At 45.2% G+C, this 24,663-nt stretch carries 23 protein-coding genes; 6 read left to right on the forward strand and 17 right to left on the reverse strand.

Annotated elements, in window-relative coordinates:
- Positions 1 to 3 precede the first annotated feature (3 nt).
- From ACQY3H_RS03125 to ACQY3H_RS03140, 4 genes are all read right to left on the reverse strand, one after another.
- On the reverse strand, positions 4 to 567 hold the full coding sequence (locus tag ACQY3H_RS03125; protein ID WP_428074764.1) for a nucleotide exchange factor GrpE: 564 nt from the start codon (positions 565 to 567) through the stop codon (positions 4 to 6).
- Complete coding sequence (gene hrcA / locus ACQY3H_RS03130; protein WP_428074766.1) at positions 560 to 1,660, reverse strand: heat-inducible transcriptional repressor HrcA; 1,101 nt, start codon at positions 1,658 to 1,660, stop codon at positions 560 to 562. The genes ACQY3H_RS03125 and hrcA overlap by 8 nt, the downstream gene beginning before the upstream one ends.
- A 448-nt stretch (positions 1,661 to 2,108) precedes the next feature.
- A complete protein-coding gene (locus tag ACQY3H_RS03135) occupies positions 2,109 to 3,224 on the reverse strand; it encodes a tetratricopeptide repeat protein (protein WP_428074768.1) in 1,116 nt (371 codons plus the stop codon).
- Positions 3,225 to 3,290: 66 nt separating this feature from the next.
- Positions 3,291 to 4,148, reverse strand: a complete 858-nt coding sequence (locus ACQY3H_RS03140; RefSeq protein ID WP_428074770.1) for a prohibitin family protein — start codon at positions 4,146 to 4,148, stop codon at positions 3,291 to 3,293.
- Positions 4,149 to 4,295: 147 nt separating this feature from the next.
- On the opposite strand from ACQY3H_RS03140, the gene ACQY3H_RS03145 reads away from it, so the two are divergent.
- Positions 4,296 to 4,862, forward strand: a complete 567-nt coding sequence (locus ACQY3H_RS03145; protein ID WP_428074772.1) for a type IV pilin protein — start codon at positions 4,296 to 4,298, stop codon at positions 4,860 to 4,862.
- 69 nt (positions 4,863 to 4,931) lie between these two features.
- Here ACQY3H_RS03145 and dnaJ read toward each other — a convergent pair whose 3' ends face one another.
- A complete protein-coding gene (gene dnaJ / locus ACQY3H_RS03150) occupies positions 4,932 to 6,041 on the reverse strand; it encodes a molecular chaperone DnaJ (protein ID WP_428074774.1) in 1,110 nt (369 codons plus the stop codon).
- Between the two features lie 133 nt (positions 6,042 to 6,174).
- Here dnaJ and rplU point away from each other — a divergent pair, with 133 nt between their 5' ends.
- The 3 genes from rplU to obgE all read left to right on the forward strand — a co-directional run bounded on the left by rplU (position 6,175) and on the right by obgE (position 8,341).
- The gene (gene rplU, locus ACQY3H_RS03155; protein ID WP_428074776.1) at positions 6,175 to 6,483 is read left to right on the forward strand and encodes a 50S ribosomal protein L21; all 309 of its coding nucleotides are present in this window, start codon (positions 6,175 to 6,177) and stop codon (positions 6,481 to 6,483) included.
- Between the two features lie 16 nt (positions 6,484 to 6,499).
- A complete protein-coding gene (rpmA, locus tag ACQY3H_RS03160) occupies positions 6,500 to 6,874 on the forward strand; it encodes a 50S ribosomal protein L27 (protein ID WP_428074778.1) in 375 nt (124 codons plus the stop codon).
- 81 nt (positions 6,875 to 6,955) lie between these two features.
- A complete protein-coding gene (gene obgE, locus ACQY3H_RS03165; protein WP_428074780.1) occupies positions 6,956 to 8,341 on the forward strand; it encodes a GTPase ObgE in 1,386 nt (461 codons plus the stop codon).
- 102 nt (positions 8,342 to 8,443) lie between these two features.
- Here obgE and ACQY3H_RS03170 read toward each other — a convergent pair whose 3' ends face one another.
- From ACQY3H_RS03170 to ACQY3H_RS03220, 11 genes are all read right to left on the reverse strand, one after another.
- On the reverse strand, positions 8,444 to 9,475 hold the full coding sequence (locus ACQY3H_RS03170; RefSeq protein ID WP_428074782.1) for a trypsin-like serine protease: 1,032 nt from the start codon (positions 9,473 to 9,475) through the stop codon (positions 8,444 to 8,446).
- A 64-nt stretch (positions 9,476 to 9,539) separates the two neighbouring features.
- Entirely contained in the window at positions 9,540 to 9,989 is a 450-nt protein-coding gene (mscL, locus tag ACQY3H_RS03175; RefSeq protein WP_428074817.1) for a large conductance mechanosensitive channel protein MscL, read from the reverse strand.
- A gap of 4 nt (positions 9,990 to 9,993) precedes the next feature.
- Positions 9,994 to 10,719 (reverse strand): coenzyme F420-0:L-glutamate ligase, encoded by a 726-nt coding sequence (locus ACQY3H_RS03180; RefSeq protein WP_428074784.1) that lies wholly within the window; start codon positions 10,717 to 10,719, stop codon positions 9,994 to 9,996.
- Positions 10,716 to 11,816 (reverse strand): radical SAM family heme chaperone HemW, encoded by a 1,101-nt coding sequence (gene hemW, locus ACQY3H_RS03185; protein WP_428074786.1) that lies wholly within the window; start codon positions 11,814 to 11,816, stop codon positions 10,716 to 10,718. The genes ACQY3H_RS03180 and hemW overlap by 4 nt, the downstream gene beginning before the upstream one ends.
- Positions 11,816 to 12,934, reverse strand: a complete 1,119-nt coding sequence (gene prfB / locus ACQY3H_RS03190) for a peptide chain release factor 2 (RefSeq protein WP_428074788.1) — start codon at positions 12,932 to 12,934, stop codon at positions 11,816 to 11,818. The genes hemW and prfB overlap by 1 nt, the downstream gene beginning before the upstream one ends.
- On the reverse strand, positions 12,927 to 14,537 hold the full coding sequence (gene lnt, locus ACQY3H_RS03195; protein WP_428074790.1) for an apolipoprotein N-acyltransferase: 1,611 nt from the start codon (positions 14,535 to 14,537) through the stop codon (positions 12,927 to 12,929). The genes prfB and lnt overlap by 8 nt, the downstream gene beginning before the upstream one ends.
- 10 nt (positions 14,538 to 14,547) lie before the next feature.
- Positions 14,548 to 14,979: a hypothetical protein gene (locus ACQY3H_RS03200; RefSeq protein WP_428074792.1), complete on the reverse strand. Its 432-nt coding sequence runs from the start codon at positions 14,977 to 14,979 to the stop codon at positions 14,548 to 14,550.
- A complete protein-coding gene (gene secA / locus ACQY3H_RS03205) occupies positions 14,976 to 17,570 on the reverse strand; it encodes a preprotein translocase subunit SecA (RefSeq protein WP_428074794.1) in 2,595 nt (864 codons plus the stop codon). The genes ACQY3H_RS03200 and secA overlap by 4 nt, the downstream gene beginning before the upstream one ends.
- 67 nt (positions 17,571 to 17,637) lie before the next feature.
- Positions 17,638 to 18,354 (reverse strand): hypothetical protein, encoded by a 717-nt coding sequence (locus tag ACQY3H_RS03210; RefSeq protein ID WP_428074797.1) that lies wholly within the window; start codon positions 18,352 to 18,354, stop codon positions 17,638 to 17,640.
- Positions 18,355 to 18,516: 162 nt separating this feature from the next.
- Positions 18,517 to 18,987 (reverse strand): hypothetical protein, encoded by a 471-nt coding sequence (locus ACQY3H_RS03215; RefSeq protein WP_428074799.1) that lies wholly within the window; start codon positions 18,985 to 18,987, stop codon positions 18,517 to 18,519.
- 344 nt (positions 18,988 to 19,331) lie between these two features.
- Positions 19,332 to 19,799 carry an SH3 domain-containing protein gene (locus ACQY3H_RS03220; RefSeq protein ID WP_428074801.1) on the reverse strand — a complete coding sequence of 156 codons (468 nt, stop codon included), beginning with the start codon at positions 19,797 to 19,799 and terminating at the stop codon, positions 19,332 to 19,334.
- 149 nt (positions 19,800 to 19,948) lie between these two features.
- On the opposite strand from ACQY3H_RS03220, the gene ACQY3H_RS03225 reads away from it, so the two are divergent.
- Together ACQY3H_RS03225 and ACQY3H_RS03230 are read left to right on the forward strand one after the other, a co-directional pair.
- Entirely contained in the window at positions 19,949 to 20,173 is a 225-nt protein-coding gene (locus tag ACQY3H_RS03225; RefSeq protein WP_428074803.1) for a NifU family protein, read from the forward strand.
- A 2-nt stretch (positions 20,174 to 20,175) separates the two neighbouring features.
- The gene (locus tag ACQY3H_RS03230) at positions 20,176 to 20,991 is read left to right on the forward strand and encodes a PHP domain-containing protein (protein WP_428074805.1); all 816 of its coding nucleotides are present in this window, start codon (positions 20,176 to 20,178) and stop codon (positions 20,989 to 20,991) included.
- A gap of 73 nt (positions 20,992 to 21,064) precedes the next feature.
- Here the strand turns inward: ACQY3H_RS03230 and ACQY3H_RS03235 are convergent.
- Positions 21,065 to 24,663, reverse strand: a 3,599-nt coding sequence (locus tag ACQY3H_RS03235; RefSeq protein ID WP_428074807.1) for a hypothetical protein, incomplete at its 5' end; no start/stop codon positions are given.

Raw genomic sequence — 24,663 nt, forward strand, 5'->3', positions numbered from 1 at the left:
AATCTATTCTTCCGTATGTTGACCGACAATCACCCGCGCCGGGCGCAGGACTTTACCGTCCAACATAAACCCCATTTGCACTTCTTGCAAAACAAGGCCGTCTTGTTTTTCTTCCGCAGGAATCATCGCCACGACTTCTTGTGTGGCGGGATCGTACGGTTTGTTAAGTGCGTCTATCCGTTCAATCCCTTCCGAGCGGAATGCTTTTTCCATTTCTGTTAAAAGCAGTTGTATCCCGCTTACTACACTTTGTAACTCTTTAGGTGCCTTTTTCAAAGCCTCATTTTTATTTAGTTCCGCCCCTTGCTTGAGTAAGATTTCGTAAGAAGGCAACAACTTTTCAGCCAATTCTTTTTTGCCGTATGACAAATAAACGGCTTTTTCGCGTTCGGTGCGTTTGCGGAAATTTTCAAAGTCCGCGCTTAAACGCACGAATTGTTCATAATAATTAGGCTTGGTTTCTTCGGTAGCAGTTTCCGTTTCGGTGTGTTCCTGTTCTTCTGCGGCAACGGTTTCCAAGTCTTGTTCTTCGGCCATTTGTGCCGGTTTATGATGGTGCTTACTCATAATCGTCATCCTTTTCGGCGGGCGGTAAGGCCGTCCAATTTTGCAAGGTGCCTTCCAACAAACTTCCGATGAAATTTACCAAAGACATCACCCGCGTATATTCCATGTGTTTCGGCCCGATAATACCGAGCATTCCCACCGTTTTATCCCCCACTTTACACGCAGTAGAAACAATACTCAGATTTTTGAGTTCTTTCAGTTCGTTTTCACTGCCGATGCTAACATTTAGTTTTTGGTTGGATTTCTCCATCCCCGTCATTTTCTCACTTAATAAAGTGGAAAACCGTTCGCGCTCTTCTACAAAGCGCATCATTTGTTTTAAGTCTTCAAAATCATCTTCCGAGGTGTTTTCCAAGAGTTGTCCAAACCCTTCCACATATAATTCATTATCTGCTTGCGGGCGTTCCATATCTTTTAATACTTGCGTGGCCAAGTCTGCCATACCGGCAATTTCGCGGTGGCCCGAGTGAACATGTTGCCATAAAATACGGCGCGCTTGAGCAAGGGTGAGCCCTTCAATTTCCTCGTTAATAAAACGGCTTAATACACGCAAACGTGTGGGGTTGATTACATATCCGGTTCTAACCGGCCAATGACGTACCGCCCCCGATTGCGTAACCAATACGGCTAAAACGGCACCCGGTGCGAGCGGAATAAAATCAAGGCGTTGGACGCGTTGCTCTTGCACATTAGAGGTATAAACAAACCCCGCCGCGCCCGATAACATCGCAAGCAAACGCGACGTTTGCACCATCATATTATCCACTTCATTAACACGTGAATCATACGCTTCTTCAATGCGTTCACGTTCTTTGGCGGCCATTTTTTGCACATTGGCCAAATAATCTACATAATAACGGTAGGCTTTATCCGTAGGGATACGTCCGCCGGACGTGTGCGGCTGATACAGATATCCTTCTTCTTCCAGTTCAGCCATAATGTTACGAATGGTGGCGCTGGATACATCGGGGAGCGCCTCGGACGCAATCATTTGCGAACCGACCGGACGGCGGGTTTCCACATATTGTTGAACTACCCACCGCAAAATTTTTTCTTTACGTGCTTTAGCAACTTCCGGTTTCAAAATACGCATAATAAATATCCTTGTGCTTACCGTCTATTATTTTAGCACTCGCATTTAACCACTGCTAAAATTATATGCAATTATTTTATTTTTGTCAACCCCCTTTTTTGAGTGCTAATTTTGAAAATAGCAGAAAAAGCAATCGTTTTCAGGACGGAAATCCGCATAACAAAAACTAACCCTTTTTTGACCTTGCCGGGGGGCGACTAATCATTTAGGATAATATTGTATTGTTCTGGGGGAATAATAAAGAAAAACTTTATTACAGAACAACAAACACAGGGGATAAGCGTTGTGGGCATTCAACACAGACGCTAAAAGTCCCGGGGGGAACCGGGACTTTTGGTTTTCATCCGTCCCGGCACAAGAGGGGACTTGTCGTCGGGCACATCAAAAGGGCCTTATTTCGTGGGAAAAATAAGGCCCCTGTTTTTGTAAAATTTACAATCATCAAATTTTATTCACTTTCCAACAAAGTCTGCGCTTCTTTATTACCGCGCATAGCGGCTTTTTCAAGCCACATTTTGCCTACTTTTTTATCTTGCGGCACGCCGAGTCCCTTCCAATAAATCTGCCCCAGCACATATTGTGCCGGTACATTTTCCTGTTCGGCTGCGGAGCGGAAAAACGTAACCGCAAGCGGCACGGAAACGGCGGTTCCTTGCCCTTGCATGAGCATAAAACCCGTCATATATTGACCTTGTGCAAAACCACCCGCCGCCGCGTTGGAAAACCACGCAAACGCATCATCATAATGACCGCTTTGATAGGCTTTTTCACCCAAAGCATATTGGGCAGGAGCATACGCCTGTTTAGCCAGTTCGTTCCACATGCGGTTGGCTTTGGCTGCGTCTGAAAGCGGGCCATTTTGATAGGCTTGTGCCAGCATTAAACCTGCTTGCGAGAGTTTATTTTCTTGCCAAGCAAGCGTAAGCCATTTCTCGGCTTCTTCCGTATTTTGCAAGATGGGATTTCCCGTCAAATATGCTTCGCCTACCGCCAAACGCGCGGAACCGTCACCTTCTTGCGCGGTTTTCAAATCGGTTAAAAATTTTTCTACACTTTCGTACAACTGCGGCGAGTGTTGCTGTGCTTGTTTTAAGGCGGCTTGTGCCGAAGAAGACCCTATTTTTGCCGCAATAAATTGCCAGTATAAACTTTCGCCCTCGTGCTTAACAAGTCCGCCAAGGCCCTGTGCGTAAAACCGGCTTAATTCTTCTTGCGCCGGGATATTGCCTTGTTTAGCCCCCAGCATTAAAAACGGGACGGCTTCTTCTAAATCTTGCGGAACTAATTTTCCTTCAGTATATGCTTGCGCGCATTTCCAAAGGGCGTCGGGGTCGCCCTCCAAAGCGGCTTGACGATACCAATAAACGGCTTGCTTGCCGTCTTGTTTTGTGCCGGTGCCGGCAGCATAAAAATCGGCGGTTTGCAGTTGGGCAGCGACGTTCCCTTCTTTGGCGGCATTCAACGCGCGGATAAAATTTTTTTCCTCGGGCGTTTGATATAAGAACGCCCAATAGCCTACCCCCGCCGCCGCTAATACAAGTAATAAGAAAAGTATTTTTTTCATTTTTATGCCCATGAAAATAGGGAGCCGTTTGGGCTCCCTATCATTATAATAAAATTGCGGACAATTTTATTTAACCATGACAAACGGCATTTGGTCGCCGGCCATATACGTCGGCATACGGCCGTCCCATTTATCAATGGCTTTTAATTGCGCTTCTACTTGGCGAAGTTTAATTAAGTTATCGGAAACGACTTCACGTTGCAAGCGTAACGATTTGGCTTCCGCTTCGGCCTGCAAGATTTTTTGCTCGGCTTCTTTTTTCACTTTTTCTACCAAGTTGGTGGCGCGTTTGGCTTCTTGTTCGGCGATTTGTTTTTCTTCTACCGCGCGTAAGAATTGTTTGGAAAATTCAAAGTTTGTAATGGCAATATCGGAAACGATTACTTCTTTTTCTGCCATTTTTTCTTTCAAAATTTCGTTCAGTTCTCTGGCCACTTCCACGCGGTTGGCAATCAAACTGTCGGCGGAGTATTTGGCGATAACGGCTTTCGTCCATTCTTCCACCATCGGTTTCAAGATGGTGTTGGTATATTCCGGCCCCAAGTTGCGGTAAATAGATTCTACCGTGTTAGCCAAGATGCGGTGGTTGACCGCCAAGGTCAAGCCGACTGTCTGTAAATCTTTTGAGAACGCTTCGGTATCAAACGAATCTTTTTTGATACGAACGGAAAATTTTTCCACGGTATCAATCATCGGAATTTTGAAGTGGATACCTTCGCCGTATGCACCGACGAGTTTTCCGAAACGGAGTTTAACGGCTACGTTTCCGGCAGAAACCGTAAAGTACGAACTCATTGCCGCAATAAAAATAATAATAGCCAGCACAATGCCCGTAATCAATTTGAACGGAACTTTGGGAAGTGCGGGTGCAGACCAAGCATCGGAAGACGAAGTCACCGACGGAACAGGTTTAATTTGACGCATATTTTTCTCCAGAGATTAGAATTTATCCGCCGAGAGCGGACCTTAAAATTATACTATTTTTACTTTGCCAAAGACGTTGCCATTAAAAAACCCTTGACAAATCAAAAAAAAAATGATAATGTTTGTAACAGTAAAAGGAGAAACTTTATGAAAAGCAAACAAGCATTTACACTTATTGAATTATTAGTAGTGGTACTTATCATCGGCATATTGGCGGCAGTGGCCTTACCGCAATACACAAAAGTGGTGGAACGCAGCAAATCTGCCCAAGCACTCACTTTGTTAAACGCCGTCGCGCAAGCCCAACTGGCCTACTTGCTTGCCAACGGAGAATACGCCACCAAATTTGATGACCTTGCCATAGATATTCCGTGGACGGGAAACACGCAATTTCTACCGGGCAGTAATGCCGCGGATACAAAATCTAACGCAGATTGGACATTACAAATAGAAGATGCACGCAGCGGCGGATACGGAGTCGGTATATATATGATACGCACCAACGGCAAATATAAAGGGGCCGGATTTCGGCTTTTACTGGCTGATGCAAGTTCTAACTATAACGAAGATTTGCCTATTTATTGTATGGAAAGAACAACCGGGGCACTCTTTTTGTTTGACTCGTCTTTACCGGCCGGGGCTTATTGCGCGCAAATCATAAAAGGTTCCTTAAAAAACGAAACCCAATTCAACCGCCTTTATAATCTTCCGTAAAATCCTAAACAAATGCGCTCCGAAAAAATGTTTCGGAGCGCATTATCTTTATATATAACGCAACAATTCTTATTTTCCAAACAATTCTTTGAAGAAACTTTTTTTGCCGCCGAGTTCTTTGGCAAGTTCTTCCAATAATTCTTTTTGGCGGGCCGTTGGTCTCTTAGGCACATCGATTTTTACGTTAATCAGCAAATCGCCAAACCCTTTTTTGCCGAGTTTTGGCATACCGTTGCCTTGTACTTTAAGCACTTCGCCAAATTGCGTACCTTTAGGGATATTCACTTCAATTTCTTTCCCTTCAATCGTCGGCACTTTAATACTGCCGCCCAAAACTGCTTGCGGATAAGAAATCGTAGCGTCTAACACCAAATCATCACCCGCTCGTTGAAAAATTTTGTGTTCGGCTACGCGAACTTCTACATATAAGTCCCCAAAGCCGCCGCCGTTCGTGCCGATATCCCCCCCGTTGGAAACACGCAGCGTAATACCGCTACGCACCCCGGAAGGCACTTTGACGGTGATGTTTTCTTTGACGTGTTTTGTTCCGCTTCCGCGGCAAGACGAACACGGTTTTTCCACCACGGTTCCTCTGCCGCCGCAATCGGGACACACTTGGCGCATACTGAAAAATCCTTGCGAATAAGTAACGGTCCCGCTACCGTTGCACGAGCGGCACGTTTTGCGCGCGCTGCCCGGGGCCGCGCCGGAGCCGTCGCATGCGGTACAGTTGTCTAACCGTGTATATTCTACGGGAACTTCTTTGCCGGCGAAGGCTTCTTCCAAGGTTAATGTAACGTCTAATTTCAAATCTTCGCCGCGTTGGGCGCGCGGTTTGCCGCTGCGTCTGAAACCGCCGCCAAAGATATCGCCGAACATAGAGCCGAAAATATCGCCGATGTCACCGAAACCGTTAGCGTTAAACCCGCCAAAACCGCCTGCACCGTTAAGGCCTTCATGGCCGTATTGGTCATAGACTTGTTTTTTCTGGGGGTCAGACAATACGGAAAACGCTTCGTTGACTTTTTTGAACTGTTCTTCCGCTTCCTTATTGCCGGGGTTTCTGTCGGGGTGGTACTTCATCGCTTGGCGGCGAAACGCGGACTTAATTTCCACTTCGCTCGCCGTACGTTCAACACCTAAAATTTGGTAATAATCTTCTTTCATGGTTGTGGGCATAATTCAAATCTGGTATATTTATATTTTATTAAATTTTTATGTTCCGTGCCCGCGCGCCCTTTTCCCCCTTTATTTATGCTATAATTAGAGTAGCGGAATTTCCCCTAAGGGAATTTTCCGTTGGAAAAAAATTATGTACGCAATTATTGAAACTGGTGGAAAACAGTACTGGGTGAAACCCGGTCAAGATCTGCAGGTTGAAAAACTGGACGCGGAAGTGGGCTCTACCGTAGAACTTAAAGTTCTTTGGGCCGCTAACGAAGAAGGTACCTCAGCAGATACCAAAGCCGCGCAAGCGGCCAAGGTCACCGCTCAAGTGGTCAAACATTTGAGAGGTCAAAAAGTCATTGTCTATAAACGCCGCCCGAAAAAAGGATACGAACGTACCCAAGGGCACAGACAATACTTAACGCAAATTAAAATCACGGATATCCAGTTATAAATTGGGAGACTGAACTATGGCACATACAAAAGCACAAGGTTCTTCCTCTAACGGAAGAGACAGCCACGGCCAACGTTTAGGTATTAAACGTTACGGTTCCCAGTTTGTAAATGCTGGGGAAATCATTGTACGCCAACGCGGTACCAAATTCTTGCCCGGTACCAATGTTTCGCGCAGCAGTGACGACAGCCTCTTTGCCCGCGTAAGCGGTATCGTAACCTTTGAATGGGTGCACAGAGGCAAACAACAAATTTCCGTGTACCCCAAAGTTGCGGAAACGAAAGAAGCCAAAAAAGCGCCTGCTAAAAAAGCCGCGGCCCCGAAAGCCGCTGCCAAAAAGGCGCCCGCTAAAAAAGCCGCTAAACCGGCTGCCAAAAAAGCGGACAAATAAAATTTTGGCCACACAAAGCGGCAGGACTATCCTGCCGCTTTTTTATTTTGAATATTTAGGCTACGCCGCCAACGAGGAATTATGCAATCAGGCAGTTTTTTAGACCGTGTTAAAATTTACATTACCGCCGGCAAAGGCGGCGACGGCTGTTTGTCTTTCCGCCGCGAAAAATTTATTGAGTTTGGCGGCCCCAACGGCGGGTGCGGCGGCAAAGGCGGCGATATCATTTTGCAAGCAGATCCGAATTTAACCACACTTTTGGAACTTGCCTATAACCCGCACATTGAAGCCCAAAACGGAGAAAAGGGCGGTACCTATAACAAAACAGGCCGCGCCGGAGAAGACCGCATTGTGCGCGTGCCGTGCGGAACAATCGTACGCCAAGACGGCGAAATTTTAGTAGATTTAACAAAACCCGGCCAACAATTTGTAGCCGCCAAAGGCGGCATGGGCGGCCGCGGTAACCAATCGTTTAAGACAAGAAACAACACGGCCCCGCATATTGCCGAAAACGGGCAACCCGGCGAGGAAGCCACGCTGATTTTGGAATTAAAAGTATTAGCCGATTTAGGACTCGTCGGTTTCCCTAACGCCGGCAAAAGCACTTTTTTAAGCCGCATTTCCGCGGCACGCCCGCGTATCGCCGATTATCCTTTTACCACCTTAAACCCAAACTTGGGCGTTACTTTACACAAAGGGATCAGTTTCGCTACCGCTGACATCCCCGGAATTATTGAGGGAGCGAGCGAAGGCAAAGGGCTCGGGCATCAATTCTTAAAGCATATTGAACGCACACGCGTGTTATTGCACATTGTTGACCCGGACGGGTTTGACGGCATGAGCGCGGAAGAATCTATCAAAGTGATTGAAAAAGAATTAAAAGCGTTTGATAAAAAACTCGCGCAAAAGCCGCGTATATTGGCAGTCAACAAATTAGATTTACCGTCAGCCAAAAAAACCTATGAAGCGCTGAAAAAGAAATTCAAAAAACAAAAGGTGTTTTTAATGTCGGCCGCCACAGGCGAAGGCGTGCAAGCCGTATTGGACGAAATTGTTAAAATTCTGGCGGCTACCCCGGTGGAAATAATTATGCCGGAAGCAAAGAAAGCCGTTGTGCATAAAGTAGAGCCTATTTTTACCATTGAACGCGGCGATGATGATATCATCTATATCAAAGGCAAAAAAATAGAAGAATTTATCGCCATGACGAATTTTGCCCAACCCGAAGCCGTAACGCGTTTGCGCGGAATTTTCAAAAAAATCGGGTTGGAAAAAGCACTCAACAAACAAGGCGTGCAAGACGGCGACACGTTAATCGTGGGCGGACGCGAATTTGAGTGGAACGGTGATTTAGATGAAGAAGCCCCCACCCAGCCCGAGCACACCGGCTACAAACGCCGTGCGACTAAAGCCGAACGTTTAGCCAAACGCAACGCCCGGCGAAAAGCCAAAAAAGAAGAAGAATAAGTTTGCTTAACAAAAACCCCCGCTAAATTTAGCGGGGGTTTTTATAATAAAATCACTTTTATTCATACAGATAAGAACCGCTATGCAAATTTAATTTTACTTTTAGGAATTAGGTACTTGCCCTTTCTTATAAAAATCGTTCATACGGTTCACAATATCCGTATAATTACGGCGCGATTTACGCACATAATTGGGGTAGGCATCTTTTAAGTCCAACTTATAAAAATCACTCCCCATCACTTCTTTCATAAAATCTATGGCGGATTGATTAAACGCAAAAAACATAAACCACTCGTTTTCCGGCTGGGCCGCCATTTTACCGTCCGAGGTAGCCTTAGATATTTGAAAGATACCGGAAATAATACCTAAAAATTCCCCCGTATTACTCATTACACCCGAACCGCTCATGCCGCGGCGCACGCCGAAATTTTTTGTATATGCAAAATCTAACGCTTTAATATAATGTACGGCATACGGATCTTTTTTAACAGCACGTACACCGTCAAAAATAGAGATAACCGATATTTTGCGATCTAAAATATAATTGCCTTTATCAAACACTAAAATCGGCGGGAAAGTCGGGCTTTTAACACGATAGAGCGCACTGCGCAAGCGCGAGTCTTTCGCGGCAATTTTTTCAAATTCTTGTTTAGAAAGCCCGATGCGGAGTTTACCGTTTTGACCGCCGCGGCGATAGTAGGTAAAGGGGAGACGGTCTAAATCTAATTTCAACAGAGCCAAATCATTTTTGACAAAAATGTTATATGAAAAATCAGGCTTGATAAATACGACCGGTTTCTGCGGCGTATGTTCGGCTTGCGCAAGAGCCGATATGTTCCCTTCTATTAAATCTAATTGGATAGTACAACCATTTTTACATGCTTTTTCTACACAATGTGCGGCCGTAGCAAACCACCGCCGCCCGATACGCGTAGCCTGACATTTACCCACCTGAACCGTATCTTGTTGCGTTTTAGATGTGGTTGCTTTCGGTAAAATATAATATTCAAACGTGTGGGTAAAATCAGATTTGGTAGAGTGTTTGTCTTCATCGGTAACCGAAATGACACTCACTTGCGCACTTGCGCAAAGGCTGCCAAGCAACAAATACACACTGAATAAAAATTTTTTCATCGACCTACCCCACTAATAAAAAACGCGGAACGAAAAAATTTTCGTTCCGCGCATATCAAAAGACTTATTTAATTTCAGACGTACAATGCGGGCAGCGGGTGGCTTCTAAGGCAATTTCGCTGCAGCAATACGGGCATTTCTTCGTCGTAACCGGAATAGGAGCTTGCTCTTTGGGAGAGTTCAATTTGTTGATCGCTTTGATTAACAAAAAGATACAAAACGCTACGATAATAAAACTGATAATCGCGTTTAAGAAAAGCCCCAAGTTCATCGTGGTAGCACCGGCGGATTGCGCTTCGGCAATCGTGGCGTACGGGCCGGCCGTCGTGCCTTGTTTAATTACGACAAACCAGTTGCTAAAATCTACTTTGCCGATTAACAACCCGAGCGGCGGCATCATGACATCTGCCACCATAGAGTTCACAATTTTCGTGAACGCACCGCCGATAATGATACCGACAGCCATATCGATTACGCTTCCGCGCATGACGAATTTTTTAAATTCGTTCATCATATCTTTAATCATTTTTTTCTCCTTGTTTATGATATCCCACGGCCTTAAAAAGCGGGGTATATAAATCGTTCTCCACAGAATATTTTATTTCATTTGGGGGCACTTCGTCCACAAATTCAGCCGGGGCCTGCTCTATAAGTGCCAAGGGGGTTTGTTCGTTGCCTTCTCCCATACATAGAGCCGCCGCCGTAGATAAAGAGTCGGCCACATCTATTAGCGTAACTTTTAATTTACGCCCGAACAAATCTTTTTTTCCGCGCATATCTTTTACGCCCTTAAAACCCGCATAAGCCACCGCCCCCGCTATCACACCCGCGCGAAGCGGCAAAATCATACTGTCGGTTATTACAATCCCTAAATTTTTTACGTGCCATTGCCGGATAAGTTGCGTGCGTAAATCGGCGGCTAATGCATACATATCCGGCGGGAAAAATAATAATTTTCCGTCCGCGTTTGACTCATCAATGCCGGCATTCGTCATCACCATACCGTCTTTGACGGTCAACCAACACAGCGGTGTCTTTAAGGCAAAATCGCTTTCTTGCCGGATCAATTTTTCTTTTTGTTCTTCGGACTCGTACGGCTCAATTTTCCCTTTCCACAAACAAATCAGTTTAGAAGCAACCGCCACCACGGTTCCTTCCGCCACCGACGGGATATGCCGGACAATAAACGAGGCCAAATCAGCCTGCGCAGTAAATAAACCGGTTCTTACGGGAGTAATTTTCATACATTATCAAAGGGGGCTACAAAACTGTAAAAAACTTCATTCGCCAAATAAAGCCCTTCCTCACTTAATTTTACTTTTTTATTTTCCCGCACAAGTAGTCCGTTTTGGATATGCTTTTCTATCGCCGTTGCGAAATACCGTTGTTGCACCGGAGTCAATTCCACCCCGTCTAATTGCCGCAAGCCGACGAGTAATTTTTCGCCTTCGCGTTTTTTGCCGGTAAGTTTTTCGGAAAAATCAACAGCCGATTTTTGCGCTTTAATCCGGGCAATATAATCCGTTATATCTTCCGTATTTTGCCGTCTTTCCCCGTTAATAAACGAGGCAGCCGCGCTACCTAAACCGATGTATTCCCCGTATTGCCAATAATTAAGATTATGCTTTGATTCGGCCCCCGGACGCGCAAAATTGGAAATTTCGTAATGATGATATCCGGCTTTTAATAATCGTTCGCGCGTTTCTTCCAACATACGGCGCATGAGCAGTTGGTCGCACAAAACACCTTGCTCAAAAAACGGCGTGCCTTCTTCAATTTGTAACCCATATACCGAAATATGCTGCGGCGACAATGCCGTTAATTTTTCTAAACTATGCAAAAAACTTTCCAGTGTTTGCCCGGGCAAGCCGGCAATCAAATCTACATTCACATTTTGAACACCACCTGTGTGTAAATCTTCCCACGCGCGCAAAAAATCGGCCGATGAGTGGATGCGGCCTATCCGTTTTAGTTCGTCATCATTAAAACTTTGTAACCCCATGCTAAAGCGGTTGATACCCGCGTGGTGTAATAAGGCAATTTTTTCTCTTGTTAAACTTTCGGGATTGGCTTCAAAAGTGCTTTCGGCAAATGAAGGAATCGGGGCGAAATTTTTTTCTATTAGATTGATTAACTTCTCTAACTGCGCGCGAGAAAGCAAACTCGGCGTTCCGCCGCCGATATATAAAGTATTGCAAGCGGCGTTAGCAAAACGGGCGGCTTCTTTAGAAAGCGCGTCCAAATAATCATCTATCAAATTTTCCCGTCCCGCAAACGATGCAAAATCACAGTATTTACACTTCTGTTTGCAAAAGGGAATATGAATATAAAGCCCTGTCATTAGTTTTTATGTTCGGCTTCGTAATTAAGATAGGCTAAAATAAACGGATCCAAATCGCCGTCCATCACAGCGGTAATTTGTGACGTTTCATATCCGCTGCGCAAATCTTTGACCAACTGATACGGCATAAAAACATATGAACGGATTTGATGCCCCCACGCAATTTCGCCTTTTTGGCCGTAGCGTTTTTCGGCCTCGCTACGTTTCTTATCCATTTCTAACTCGTACAGTTTAGCCTTTAACATTTTCATGGCTGTTTGGCGGTTCTGCAACTGGCTGCGCTCAATACGACACGACACTACAATACCCGTCGGAATATGCAACAACCGTACGGCAGATTCTACCTTATTGACGTTCTGCCCGCCGTGACCGCCGGCGCGCGACGTTTCCAACTGAATATCTTTTTCGGGAATTTCTATGTTGATATTTTCATCAATATCCGGCAGCACGTCACACGATGCAAACGAGGTATGCCGCCGCGCATTAGCGTCAAACGGCGACACACGCACCAAGCGGTGTACTCCGTTTTCCCCTTTCAAATAGCCATACGCAAAAGGACCTTCCACCATCGCACTTAAAGTTTTGATACCGGCTTCTTCCCCGGGTTGTGCATCTAAAACGGAAAATTTGAAACCGTGTTGCTCCGCCCAACGCGTGTACATACGCACCAGCATTTGTGCCCAATCACACGATTCGGTACCCCCCGCTCCGGCATGAATAGTTAAAATGGCATTGAGTTTATCGTTCGGTTCGGAAAGACGGATTTCGCCTTCTTTTTGCGCCACTTGTTTTTCTATGGCATTTAATTCGGCGGACAATGCGGTGAGTTCGTTTTCGTCTTGCATTTCCTTACATAGTTCCAACCATGCACGCGCATCTTCTATTTTCTTTTGTAATGTGCAAAAAGTTTCTATGGCACTTTTTAAGAAATCAAGTTGGCGGCTGATTTCTTTGGCCTTTTGGGTATCTTCCCAAAAAGAAGGATCGGCAGAAATTTTTTCCAACTGCGCCACTTCTTTTCGCTTTCCGGCGATATCATCAATCGTTTCAATTTTGGCCACGCGGGCCGCTAATTGTTCCAACGGTTGCTCTACATCTTTATACTCTATATTACTCATACATAAACACCATAGAAAAAATAACGACCGTTATAAATAATACGGCACACAACCACGCCAACCAGTCGCCATATGTAGCGTAAAAAGTCGGAGCGGATACTTCGGCCGTAACGGCGGCCCGGAGAAGTTCCGATTCAAACAAACCGCTTTTTTGTTCTATATTTCCTTTTTCGTCTATAATAGCAGAAATCCCTGTATTGGCCGCGCGCAATACCGGGCGACCCGTTTCTACCGCACGCAGCACATTAGCAGCCAAATGTTGATAAGGAGCATCGGTATCAAAAAACCACGCATCATTGGTAAGATTGGCAAATAATTGGGCCCCTTGTTTGGCTTGCCGCCGCCATACTTGCGGGAAAATGGCTTCGTAACAAATCGTGCTTCCCAATAACACATCATTCAAACTCAATAACGGTTGAACCGACGGCCCGGAAGAAAACATACCCAACTGTCCCAAAATAGTCACCTGCGGGAAAAGACGCCGTACCAGATTTTCTAACGGAATATATTCCCCAAACGGAACTAATTTTTGTTTCCGATACATTTGAAAATATATTTGATTCGGCGCGAGCAAATAGGCACCGACATATTGTTTATTCTCTTGCGTGACGGAGGATCCTATCACTTGAAAAGCCTGTGTTTTTTCAGCAATAGTTTGCATTTGTTGTTGATAAGGTTCTTCGGTAAGTTCACCGGGGGTAACGCTCTCCGGCCAAATCACTACATCCGTTGGTGCAGTTTGTATTTCTTGTCCAAAGAAAGAAATTGTATCTGCAATTTCCTGTTCAAAAGCAGGATCCCATTTTTTATACTGGTCAATATTAGGTTGCACCACCGCCACCTGTAACACAGCGGCACGGGAAGAAATGGGTTTTATAGCCGCCAGACGGTTTTTCCCCCATTGATATATTCCGCCCCATATAATCGCACAGAAAAGGACACTCATCACTATATTTTTAAGCCGTCCCGAAACTAACGCCCAGCCCAAGCAAGCACTGATAAATACCAGCAAGAAACTAACGCCATATACGCCTGTAAAAGAGGCTATTTGCAAGAACTCAGGAGCATTCCATTGGGAATATCCCCACATGAGCCAAGGAAATCCCAAGCCATAATACGCAATCGTTTGATGTGCCCATTCCAAGGTTACAAATCCACAAGCACAACACAAGGGAAACAACCACCCGGTTTTCGTCAAATAAAAACTGCCGGCGGCCCAGCAAGCCGTTTGCAACGATAACAAGGCACTTAATCCCATCCACGCCGCAACGGATAAGCCCACCGACAAGTCGCCACCGTGCAAACACGTATAATATATCCAATAAAAAAGCCCCAGATGAAATAAAAAACCCGTCAGCCACCCATAACTAAATGCTACCCAAGGCCGACGGATTTGAAAAAGTCCTATAATAAACGGTATCCATGCCACCCACGCAACTACGCTATAAGAACGTTGCGGATAACTGATAAATACCAAATATGCAGTAGCCAATACGCCTATACTTACCAAGAGCCGTTGTCCCCAACGTTTCCACCGATTTTCCGGGCGGCGTCTTATATGATAACGGGGAACATAAGAATAAATACGGCGCACTAAACTCATGCATTATCCTTTAATAAACAATACGGCAAGTACCGGCCTGGCATACGGCCCGGGCGGACTCGCTACATTCTTTTTCTGTGCTGGGTTGTTCATCGGGGCAGGCTTTGGTAATAGTGCTTTGGAAACGTTGGTTAAATTCCAACGTTTTTTCAGCATTGATCGCCGTTACTCCGGACGGCCCGATTAAACAACCGCAAGGATCTTTATCTACAATAATACAATCTTCGTCCACTTCACAGGCATACAAGCGGCGCGTCCAGGCCCGCATAGCCGTGGCGTGGGCTTCTTTTTGTTGCTTTTCTTCTTGCGCTACCACTTCTGCGCGAGTAATTTCCGGTATGGTTACTTCAATAGGTTTTACATGCAACAGGAAAATAGGCAGTAACACCAGTAAAGAAACAGCAAACAAGAGCGTTAAAACATTTCTTACTTTTGATTTCATAAATTGGCTCCGCAACATTTTTTGTATTTTTTACCGCTTCCGCAAGGGCAAGGGTCATTACGGCCGATATGTTTAGATACCGGTTTGGCTCCGTCCTTATTTTCAGCGGCGGCTTGCTCTTGCGCGCGTTGCGCCGGTGTGCGGCGAGGCGGCAACTGCAAGCGGAAAATATAACTGACCATCAAATCGCGTACGCGGTTTAGCATGGACGAGTATAATTTGTACGATTCTTTTTGATACTCAATTAACGGATCTTTCTGAGCATACCCGCGCAAACTAACGCTATTACGCAATTGATCTAATTCGTACAAATTCTGTTTCCACGCAGCATCCAAAAGTTGCAACATCAGCATGCGTTCAATTTCGCTGAAATTGATACCTTGTTCGGCGAAATAGGCCGCGCGCGCTTGGTATAAATCTTGGACTTGGCGCATAATATCGTCCACCAACTCTTCGTGGGTTTTCTTGCCGACATTTTGTTGGTTATAGGCAAACTCTAACGGGAAGAAATTACGCAAATTGACGTTAAGCGTTTCAAAATCACTGCGTTGCGGATGCGTAGGAAAATAATACTGTTCTACAATTTCATCGGCAATTTCCAACATCATTTGCATAGAACGTTCGGACATACTTTCCCCGTCCAAAATTGCATTGCGAAGTCCATAAATAGCGGTACGTTGTTGGTTCATGACTTTATCATAATCTAACAACTGTTTGCGGATATCAAAGTTGCGCCCTTCCACCATACGTTGTGCGCCTTCAATTTGACGAGTCATCAAGCGCGACTCTATGGCTTCGCCTTCTTTCATGCCCATATGGCTTAAAATAGCGGAAATTTTAGCGGTGTTTGCAAACAAACGCATGAGTTCATCATCCAACGAAATATAAAAACGGGAGGAACCCGGATCACCTTGACGGGCACAGCGTCCGCGCAACTGGTTATCAATACGGCGCGATTCATGCCGTTCGCTACCGATTACGTGAAGGCCGCCCAACTTTACTACTTCGGCCTGTTCTTGTTCGTCAGCGGGATTGCCGCCCAATACAATATCCGTACCGCGCCCGGCCATGTTGGTGGCTACCGTAACGGCACCTTTGCGCCCGGCTTGGCTGATGATTTGCGCTTCCATTTCGTGGTATTTGGCATTTAATACTTTATGCGGGATTCCGCGCGCGTGCAACATTCGGCTTAATTTTTCCGATTTTTCAATAGAGCGCGTACCGATAAGCACCGGAGCCCCTTGTTTCCATAACCCTTCTACTTCATCGGCAATCGCTTGGAATTTTTCCCGTTCGGACAAATACACCAAATCAGGATAATCAATACGTTTGGACGGACGGTTCGGGCGAATTTCCACTACGTCTAATTTATAGATTTGCCAAAATTCATTAGCCTCGGTCATCGCCGTACCGGTCATACCGGAAAGTTTATTGTATAACTTAAAGAAATTCTGGAACGTAATGGTGGCTAGCGTCTGGTTTTCTTCTTTGATTTGCAAGCCTTCTTTGGCTTCTACCGCTTGGTGGAGTCCGTCACTCCAACGGCGGCCCGGCATTTCACGACCGGTAAATTCATCAATAATAACCACTTCGCCGTTTTTAATTACATACGCTTCATCCAACTTATATAAGTAATGCGCGCGCAAGGCTTGATTGATATGGTGTACCCATTCCGATTCCACATCATTATATAAGTTAGGCACATTCAAAAATTTTTCGGCCTTTGCAATACCGGTATCGGTCAAGTTAGCGGTGTGTGCTTTTTCGTCCACAATGGCATCATAACCGGCATCTAAACTGGTACCTTCGTATTTAGCTTTCACTTCGTCATCTTCGGTAATTAAACGCACTTTAAGCGAAGGAATCAACCGATTGACAATATAATACTTATCGGTGCTTTGTTCCGACGGGCCGGAAATAATCAATGGCGTGCGTGCCTCGTCAATTAAAATAGAGTCCACTTCGTCCACGATACAATAATTTAACGGCCGGAGCACGCGGTCTTGCCGGGAAATCACCATATTGTCGCGCAAGTAATCAAAACCGAGTTCGTTATTGGTAACATAGGTAATATCTTTGGTATACATTTCGCGGCGGTCATCATTATTCATATCGTGGCTGATGTAGCCGACGGTTAACCCTAAAAATTCGTGAATAGGGCCCATCCATTCGCGGTCACGGCGGGCCAAATAATCGTTCACCGTTACCACGTGCACGCCTTTACCTGTTAAACCGTTTAAGTAAGAGGGCAAAACGGCTACCAAGGTTTTACCTTCCCCGGTGCGCATTTCGGCAATTTTTCCTTGGTGAAGCACAATACCGCCCAGCAACTGTACATCATACGGGCGAAGCCCAATCACGCGTTGGGCCGCAATACGCACAACGGCGAATGCTTCGGGCAAAATATCGTCCAACGTTTCTCCGTTTTGCAGACGGTTTCTAAATTCTTGCGTTTTGGCTTTTAATTGGTCATCGGATAGTTTTTCAAATTCCGTTGTAAAACGGTTGGCAGCATCTACATAGTGTTGAATTTTTTTTAAGTCACGTTCGCTTTTAGTTCCAAAAATTTTATCAATTACAGTTCTAATCATACGGGTTAATTTCCTTATTTAAAATAGTATAAAACGGCAGAACACTCCCCTAAAGGAGTGCTCCTGTTCATTTGGCAACCGGTTTTTTATGATCGGTTTTAATTTGTAAATTGGAAGTTTGTGCGGCAGTGTTTTCGTGCGCTTTAGCAGCTTGGCGCTCTTGTAAAAAATCTTTTTCTAAAAAGTCATGCTCGGTATTTTCCACATAATTATCCGTCGCGGAAACGATATAATTACCGGCATCTTTTTTCAAATTCTTGATTTCCTTTTTGAGCGATTTTATTTGCGCTTTAAGTTGGTTACGTTTTTGAACAAAATGGTCCGAGTTGGAAGGCAAGTCTTTTAATTCGTTTTGCGCCTGCTCTAATTGATATTCGCGCAAATTAACGGTAGTTACCCAGATACCTTGCATAATATCACGCACATCGGAACGGAATGCTTTACGCATTTGGGAAATATCCGCTCCCGACATTTTGGCAGATAGCCACATATCGTGGTAGGTGTTTGTCAGCGCATTTAAAGCAATAGAACGGTCAAAATTGCGTGCAACGGCAATTAAATCGGCGGTATCTTGTAAAGAAGCATTGTTTTCTTGATAAGAACGTAAGAAACTCTCCAGAATTTCATTGTATTGCGGATCTTGTTTGGCCTTTTCCAACACGTCCGGATTAAACCGCGCAAAAATATCCAATACCGAATCGCGCACACAAGGGGAGACTTCCCCATGTGCATATACAACTGGCGATAATGCCAACAATGCTATTATAAATACACTTTTTTTCATAAGCCGTTCTCTCCAATACACCTTATTTGTATTTTGCTTTATATTAGGCCCTCTCGTCAAGTACTTACCAGGCTAATTTGTAATCATCATAAAAAACCCCGCCTATCAGCGGGGAATAAAACAAGGGGAGATAAATCCCCAAGGAGCATGTTATGAAAAATGTTATCTTGCAGCCGTACGGAAGAAATTGCCTTTTGCGTTACGCGCTAATTGCACACGGCCCATGGTTTTATCGGCTTGCACCACCACATCTTTGGAGTGCGGAGTTACCGGGGTAACACTTGCCCCGAAAATATCCCCTTGTTTAATAAAACCTAATTGCCCGTGATTGTTGATTTGAACTTCTAATTTCAAATTACCATCTACTGTTTCAGCGAGCAAATCCTCTTCCCCCAACGTAAAAGCAAGCGGGAATTTGGGATCTACCACCCGTTTAATGGCCACCGGGACATCGGCTTCATTTTTAACGATAATTGCACAAGCATTATTATCGGCCTGAGCCATATCGACAAGCCGTTCGGGCACTGTTACCGTACCCGAAATGTTAAAACGACCTTCCTGAACTGTACGTTTCCAAGCATATCCGCAAACGAGCAAACTTAGAACCGCCAGTGCGCATAAAAATTTCTTCATATTATTATTTTAGTTGTTTTTGTAACTTTTGACAAGGCCCACGAAAAAGACACAACGCACAAAATCAGTTTATTTTGTGCGCTGTGTGCAAATCGGAACTGACGTTCGTCGTTAATTATTGCCGTTTCATTACAGACTAACTTTGTAGAAGATAAGATGATTTTTCAGATTTGAGCCGTCTTGTGCGGGCAAGTGCCCCGTATAGGCGTGGTGGTAATCACGTCAAGGGGAAGGGACGCACAAGACGGCCAAAGGTGGAAAATTGTATCGCAGGAACATGACACAAGGGCGCAACTTTTAGTTACGCCCTTGTGCATGATTACAAAACTTACGTCCATCGTTATTTATTGCTTAAAGAAACCCCACAAGTTGGCGTTATATATCCACCCCTTGCAGGTGCCGTCTTTAGCGTTTTCCGGTTCGTCAATTACTTGAATCCATTTCCCTTGGCGGGTTAAATATTTAAACGGATATCCTTTTTCAACCGTGCAGACAATTTCGGCACTGGCGGAAGGCGATTTGCGGACGTTCAAATCTACTTTAGCAGACATACCGCCGTTGGGGCTTAATAAATCAGCCGAGATCCACCCGGTATATCCTTCAAAATCTTTTATCATGACCCAACTTTTATCTTCGTTGGTTTTAACCATAATAACCGGCGTATAACGCCATGCATAAAATTTAATGGCGCATTTTGTTCCGGCGCACGAACGGATATTGGCCCGTTTAGCATTGACGCTAGCATACTTTTGCGCAGCAGCCGGTACGACGGCGAAAGCGACGAAAGCGAGTAATGCAATCAATTTCTTCATAAAGTTAATTTCTCCTTTGGCTAAATACACGACTACCTAATAAGTATAGCATATATTTTTTTATGTGCGTCAATTTTTATATGCAATTTTAGACGATTCCCCCAGAAAAAAGTTATAATGAAGAAAATTCGTTTTTACGGAGTCAACTTATGAAAGAACAAGTAGAACAAGTCATCAATCAAATTCGTCCGATTTTGCAAGCCGACGGCGGGGATATCCAACTCGTCAGTGTGGACGAATCCACGGGAATCGTTAAAGTCAATTTACAAGGACGCTGCGGCGGCTGCCCGCACGCTCAACTGACCTTACAGGCCGTTGTAGAACGCAAACTTAAAGAAATGGTACCCGGGGTAAGCGCAGTTGAACGCGTCTAACCATGGCTACCATAGACTTACATACCCATTCTGATTTTTCCGATGGTACTTCTTCGCCCGAAGAAGTGGTTCATGCTGCCTTAAAAGCAGGGGTTAAAATCTTTGCCTTGGCCGACCATGATACCACCGAAGGAGTGGCGCGAGCGCGTACTTTATGCGCCGAAAAGGGTCTCCTTTTTACCACCGGTGTAGAAATCAGCACGCGCGAACACGACCAATTACACTTTACGGGCTACAACTTAGATATAAAGAATGCCGGATTTCAGGCCTTTTTAACTAAAAACCGCGAAAACCGGTTAAACCGTATCCGCCAAATTATTGCCAATCTGCAACAAGCCGGCATAGAAATTACGGAACAGGATGTATTTGAACGTGCGTCTAATGTAGTGTCCCGCGCCCATGTGGCCGATGCGTTGCGCGCAAAAGGGCTTGCCACTTCCCGGCAGGATGCCTTCCGGCAATTTTTAGTCCCCGGGAAAGCGGGATATGTGCCCGCCGCCGGAGTAACCGCCATAGAGGCCATACAACATATTAAACAAGCGGGCGGCATTGCCGTCATCGCGCACCCGGGCATTTCTTCCAGTGTATGGAATTTTCCCGCCTGGAAAGAAGCCGGCCTAGACGGGATAGAAATCTTTTATCCGGCCCATTCTTATACCTTAAAACAAGAATTATTGGCTATTGCTCGTAAATATGATTTCCTTTGTACGGCCGGGTCAGATTATCATGGGCCCAAAGGCGGACGCATTACCACCCCCGGAATCAATCTGCCCGAACCCTATTATAGCCGGTTATACAGCAAATTATTTTCGGTTTAAGTCACATTTGAGTCATCAAAAAACCCCGGTTTCACTATAGAGTGAACACCGGGGTTTTTTAGATAAAACTTAATTAATTAGCCGGGGTGGCATCGTCCAAATTCAAATCGGACGGCTCCTCCGTTTCCGGCGTTGTGGGATTCCCGTTTTTGCGGTCTTTTACTTTTTGCAATTGTTGTTGCGCGGCTTTGACTAAACTGGATTGAGCCAACAACCCTTTCGTTAAGGCCAAACAGGTAACTAACGCCCCCAACGAAACGCCAACGAGTGCCAAGTTATTGCCTTGGAACAATTCTTTAAGACCCCATGTAGCAAAGGCGCTGGGGATCATCGTGTAGCCCATCCACAACTGGGCTTGGCGCTGTAAATCGGGGTCAATATCTTTGATATATTTGGATACTTGCGAGAAGAAGTTTCCGATACCGATACAAGCGACAAAAGCACTGGTTAACACAAGCGCTCTGTTCGAAGCGGCAATTCCGGCCATCATGGCGCTTGTTCCCAAGATAGTACACAAGGAAGATACCATGTACATCGTGCCCGGTTTAAGTTTCATACGCGTCATCCAGTTACCGATATACCGGCTGACGGCCATTGCCACATACCAAAGGGCAGATACCGCACCGATTAAAGCAATATCCGGGTTGCTGCCTGCCGGGGTGAAAAGGTCTTTGACTTCAAAGGAGAACCCGGTAGCCACCCCCATTTCGGTAAAGGTGAACAAGGACATGGCTCCTAAAGCCGCCCAAAGGACCGGCGGGAATTTCGGCACGCCCACTTTCGGCGCTCCGATTTGTTCTAATGCTTGATTAAAGGCCGTTTCTATTTCTTGCGTTTGTTGTGGCGTTAAACCGAGGCCCTTAACATATTGATGCCAATATTCTTCCGCCCACAAAGCTTTTTGCGCCAGCACTTCCTTCTCGTCCATTTTTTCGCTTTGACGAATGGTAGAGGCTGTCCATTTTTCAAGTAATTTATACAATTCAAGCGATTTTTTCTTTACTTCTTGTTGGGTAGGCGCATTTTCTCCGGTCCATAAGGGGGCCATGGTGTTATCTATAAAATCTTCTACTTGGTCCTGTATCAAAGTAGGATCATTCGGAATATTTTCTTTTAAGTTTAAGGAATTTACTTTTGCCGTGGTAATCAGACTGGTAAGAGCAAAAACCGGAAACATATGTCTAAAATCAATGTTAACATCCGCTCCGACCAAACTGGACAACCAATTCACCACAAACGGCGCGGCAAAGAATACGACGCCCCCTACGTTTTTCCACATTTGAGAAGTTAAACGCCACGATAATTCCCCGCGGTTTTGTTCTTTCTTAAACAAGGAACCCATCACGCCTTTTAATTGCGCGGACACTTCTTTCCAGCGTTGTTGGAACCATTCTTTATCATAATTCACCTCGGGAGCAACCGTTGTTTTATCGGATTTAACCCCTTTTGCGTTCAAATTGGCCACAATCAACGGATCTTGACCGACACGCACCAAGTTCGTTCCTACCGTTAAACAACCTAAAGAAAAGAGGAAGGGGATTAACGTGGTATTCCACGCCATTTCTGGCAACCAAAGGCTGGATAACGCAGCGCCTATGAATCCGGCGTCCATCAACCACAATCCGTTACGGACGATAGAAGCATCGTTATAATGTTTGATTTTATTTCTATGTCTTAACGTGAACAAATAGGGGATAACGTTATTAATCATAATCATGGCCCCTACCGCCTGAGCCGGAGTCAGTGCCCCGCTTGCAACCGGGACCAACAACGCCGCCAACGTTTTACCGACACCTAACATGTTAAAGGACAGATATTTGGTAATCCATTCCATTTTACTGCCAACAGAATGAAATTTTAACGTGAACGGAATTTCCGGTAATGCTTGTAACATAGAAACCCAATGTTCCATGGAACCCTTAGGTAAGCGAATGCGGAAATCTGTTAATTTGATGGGGAGTTGCCCATATTGCGCATAATAGATAGACCCATCTTGATTCACTAATAACTTGCCGACATCTTCCGCCATTTCTTTGGGCAATAACGATCTTTCTACCCGCGCTTGTATCGGAATGCTGGCTTTAGCACCCTGCAATTCAATATTTAATAAAACCCAATTGTTTTTCCGAACGAAAGATTTAGATTCAAGTTTAATAATAAGCGGGCGGGTAATATCTTTCAGTTGCGCCGGACTTTGTAAGAAGTGCCATAAAGCGCCATCGTTATTTACCAATTCAATGTAAAAACTTTTTACTTCGGTGGGGTTTTGTCTGGGGCCGCGTAATTCAAAAGTATTGTTTTCAGATAAGGTCAACCGATTGAACCCGGAAACCTCAAAGGACGGATCTAACCCCATGGTCACATTGGGTAAAGGTTGTTCTTGTCTCGGTTCTACCATAAAGGTCAAACTGGCATCTTGTTCATCTAATCCGTTATTCGGGGTTGCATCAGCCGCCTCTTCCGTTTTATATTTAACTTTCGAACGGACAAACAACGGGCCCACACCGGCCAACATGCTTGTACCCGCAACGGTGAAATCAGTTAATGTGCCGGTATTGCCCAGCAGCGAAGCCACCCCAAAACCGGCCGCCGCCATTCCAATTGTAACAGCGGCTGCACGTTTAGCCATTTGCGGGGTAATGCTCAAACTCAAGGTGTTCCAAATGTTAAACCAAGACAACTTGTTTTCTTCGGCTTTTTGAGGAGCGGTCGTCCCTTTGGCAGCCGCGACGGAAGAAGAACTATTGTAACTGCTCAAACCTTTAGCAAAAGTTCCGGGAGTCACCGCAGAACCGGTGCCCATCAATTCCCGGCTGATGATGGAAGAACCAAAGTGTGTGCCGCCTAAAGATCCGTTTAAGCCACCGAAAGTATAGGTTAATTGGCCGGCGTTTTGGGTTAAACCGCCAAATCCGCCAAACCCGTGGGACAATTCCCCGATTGACCGTCCGGTTTGCATAACTTCTACATATTGTGCACTCGGGCTGAGTAACGGGGCCGTCGTCGCAAACGGAACGGAGGCTTCCATCAAGAAATTAACGCCTAAAGAGTGTTTAAAGTCCCGCAGCCAATATCCGAATTGTTCCGAGAACATAGACCAACCTACTTGTCGGTTGATCCACCAATCATGAAGCCGCGTGCCAAAGCCGCGGGGCGTGCTTGTTTTTGCGATTTCTTTCCAGCGGCCCATTTCCGACCACATACCGCCTTCTTGGACAAATAATCTTCCGTCACTAAGAGCAACCACGCTTCCTTTCGGATAATTGCCACGCACTTCTACACCGTTCCAATCGTAGTATTTACCGCCGCGTTCAATATATACAATATCTACATTTTTCTTTTTCAAAACGCCATTACGAAGTTCTTGAATTTGGGCTTGGATACCTTCTAAATCTACTACCGGTTCATTTTCTTCAACCGGGGTTTCAACAACAGGTGTGTTTTGGGGGAGAGGGGTTTGGGTAACTTGTAAATGCTCGGCCGTAACGGCTGTTAAATCAACCGGGATTTCCGGCATGCCGGATAAAGTCGGGGTATTATTTTCGGCTAAAACATGATCCACTTTGCTCTGCATAAGTTTGCCTTGCACGGCTTTACGCAAGTTCAACATGGCTTCTGTCATTTCTACGCTTTCTACCGTGTTGGCCACCACTAACGGATTGTAACGCCCTA

The sequence above is a fragment of the Candidatus Avelusimicrobium luingense genome (assembly GCF_902757105.1).
Taxonomy (GTDB): domain Bacteria; phylum Elusimicrobiota; class Elusimicrobia; order Elusimicrobiales; family Elusimicrobiaceae; genus Avelusimicrobium; species Avelusimicrobium luingense.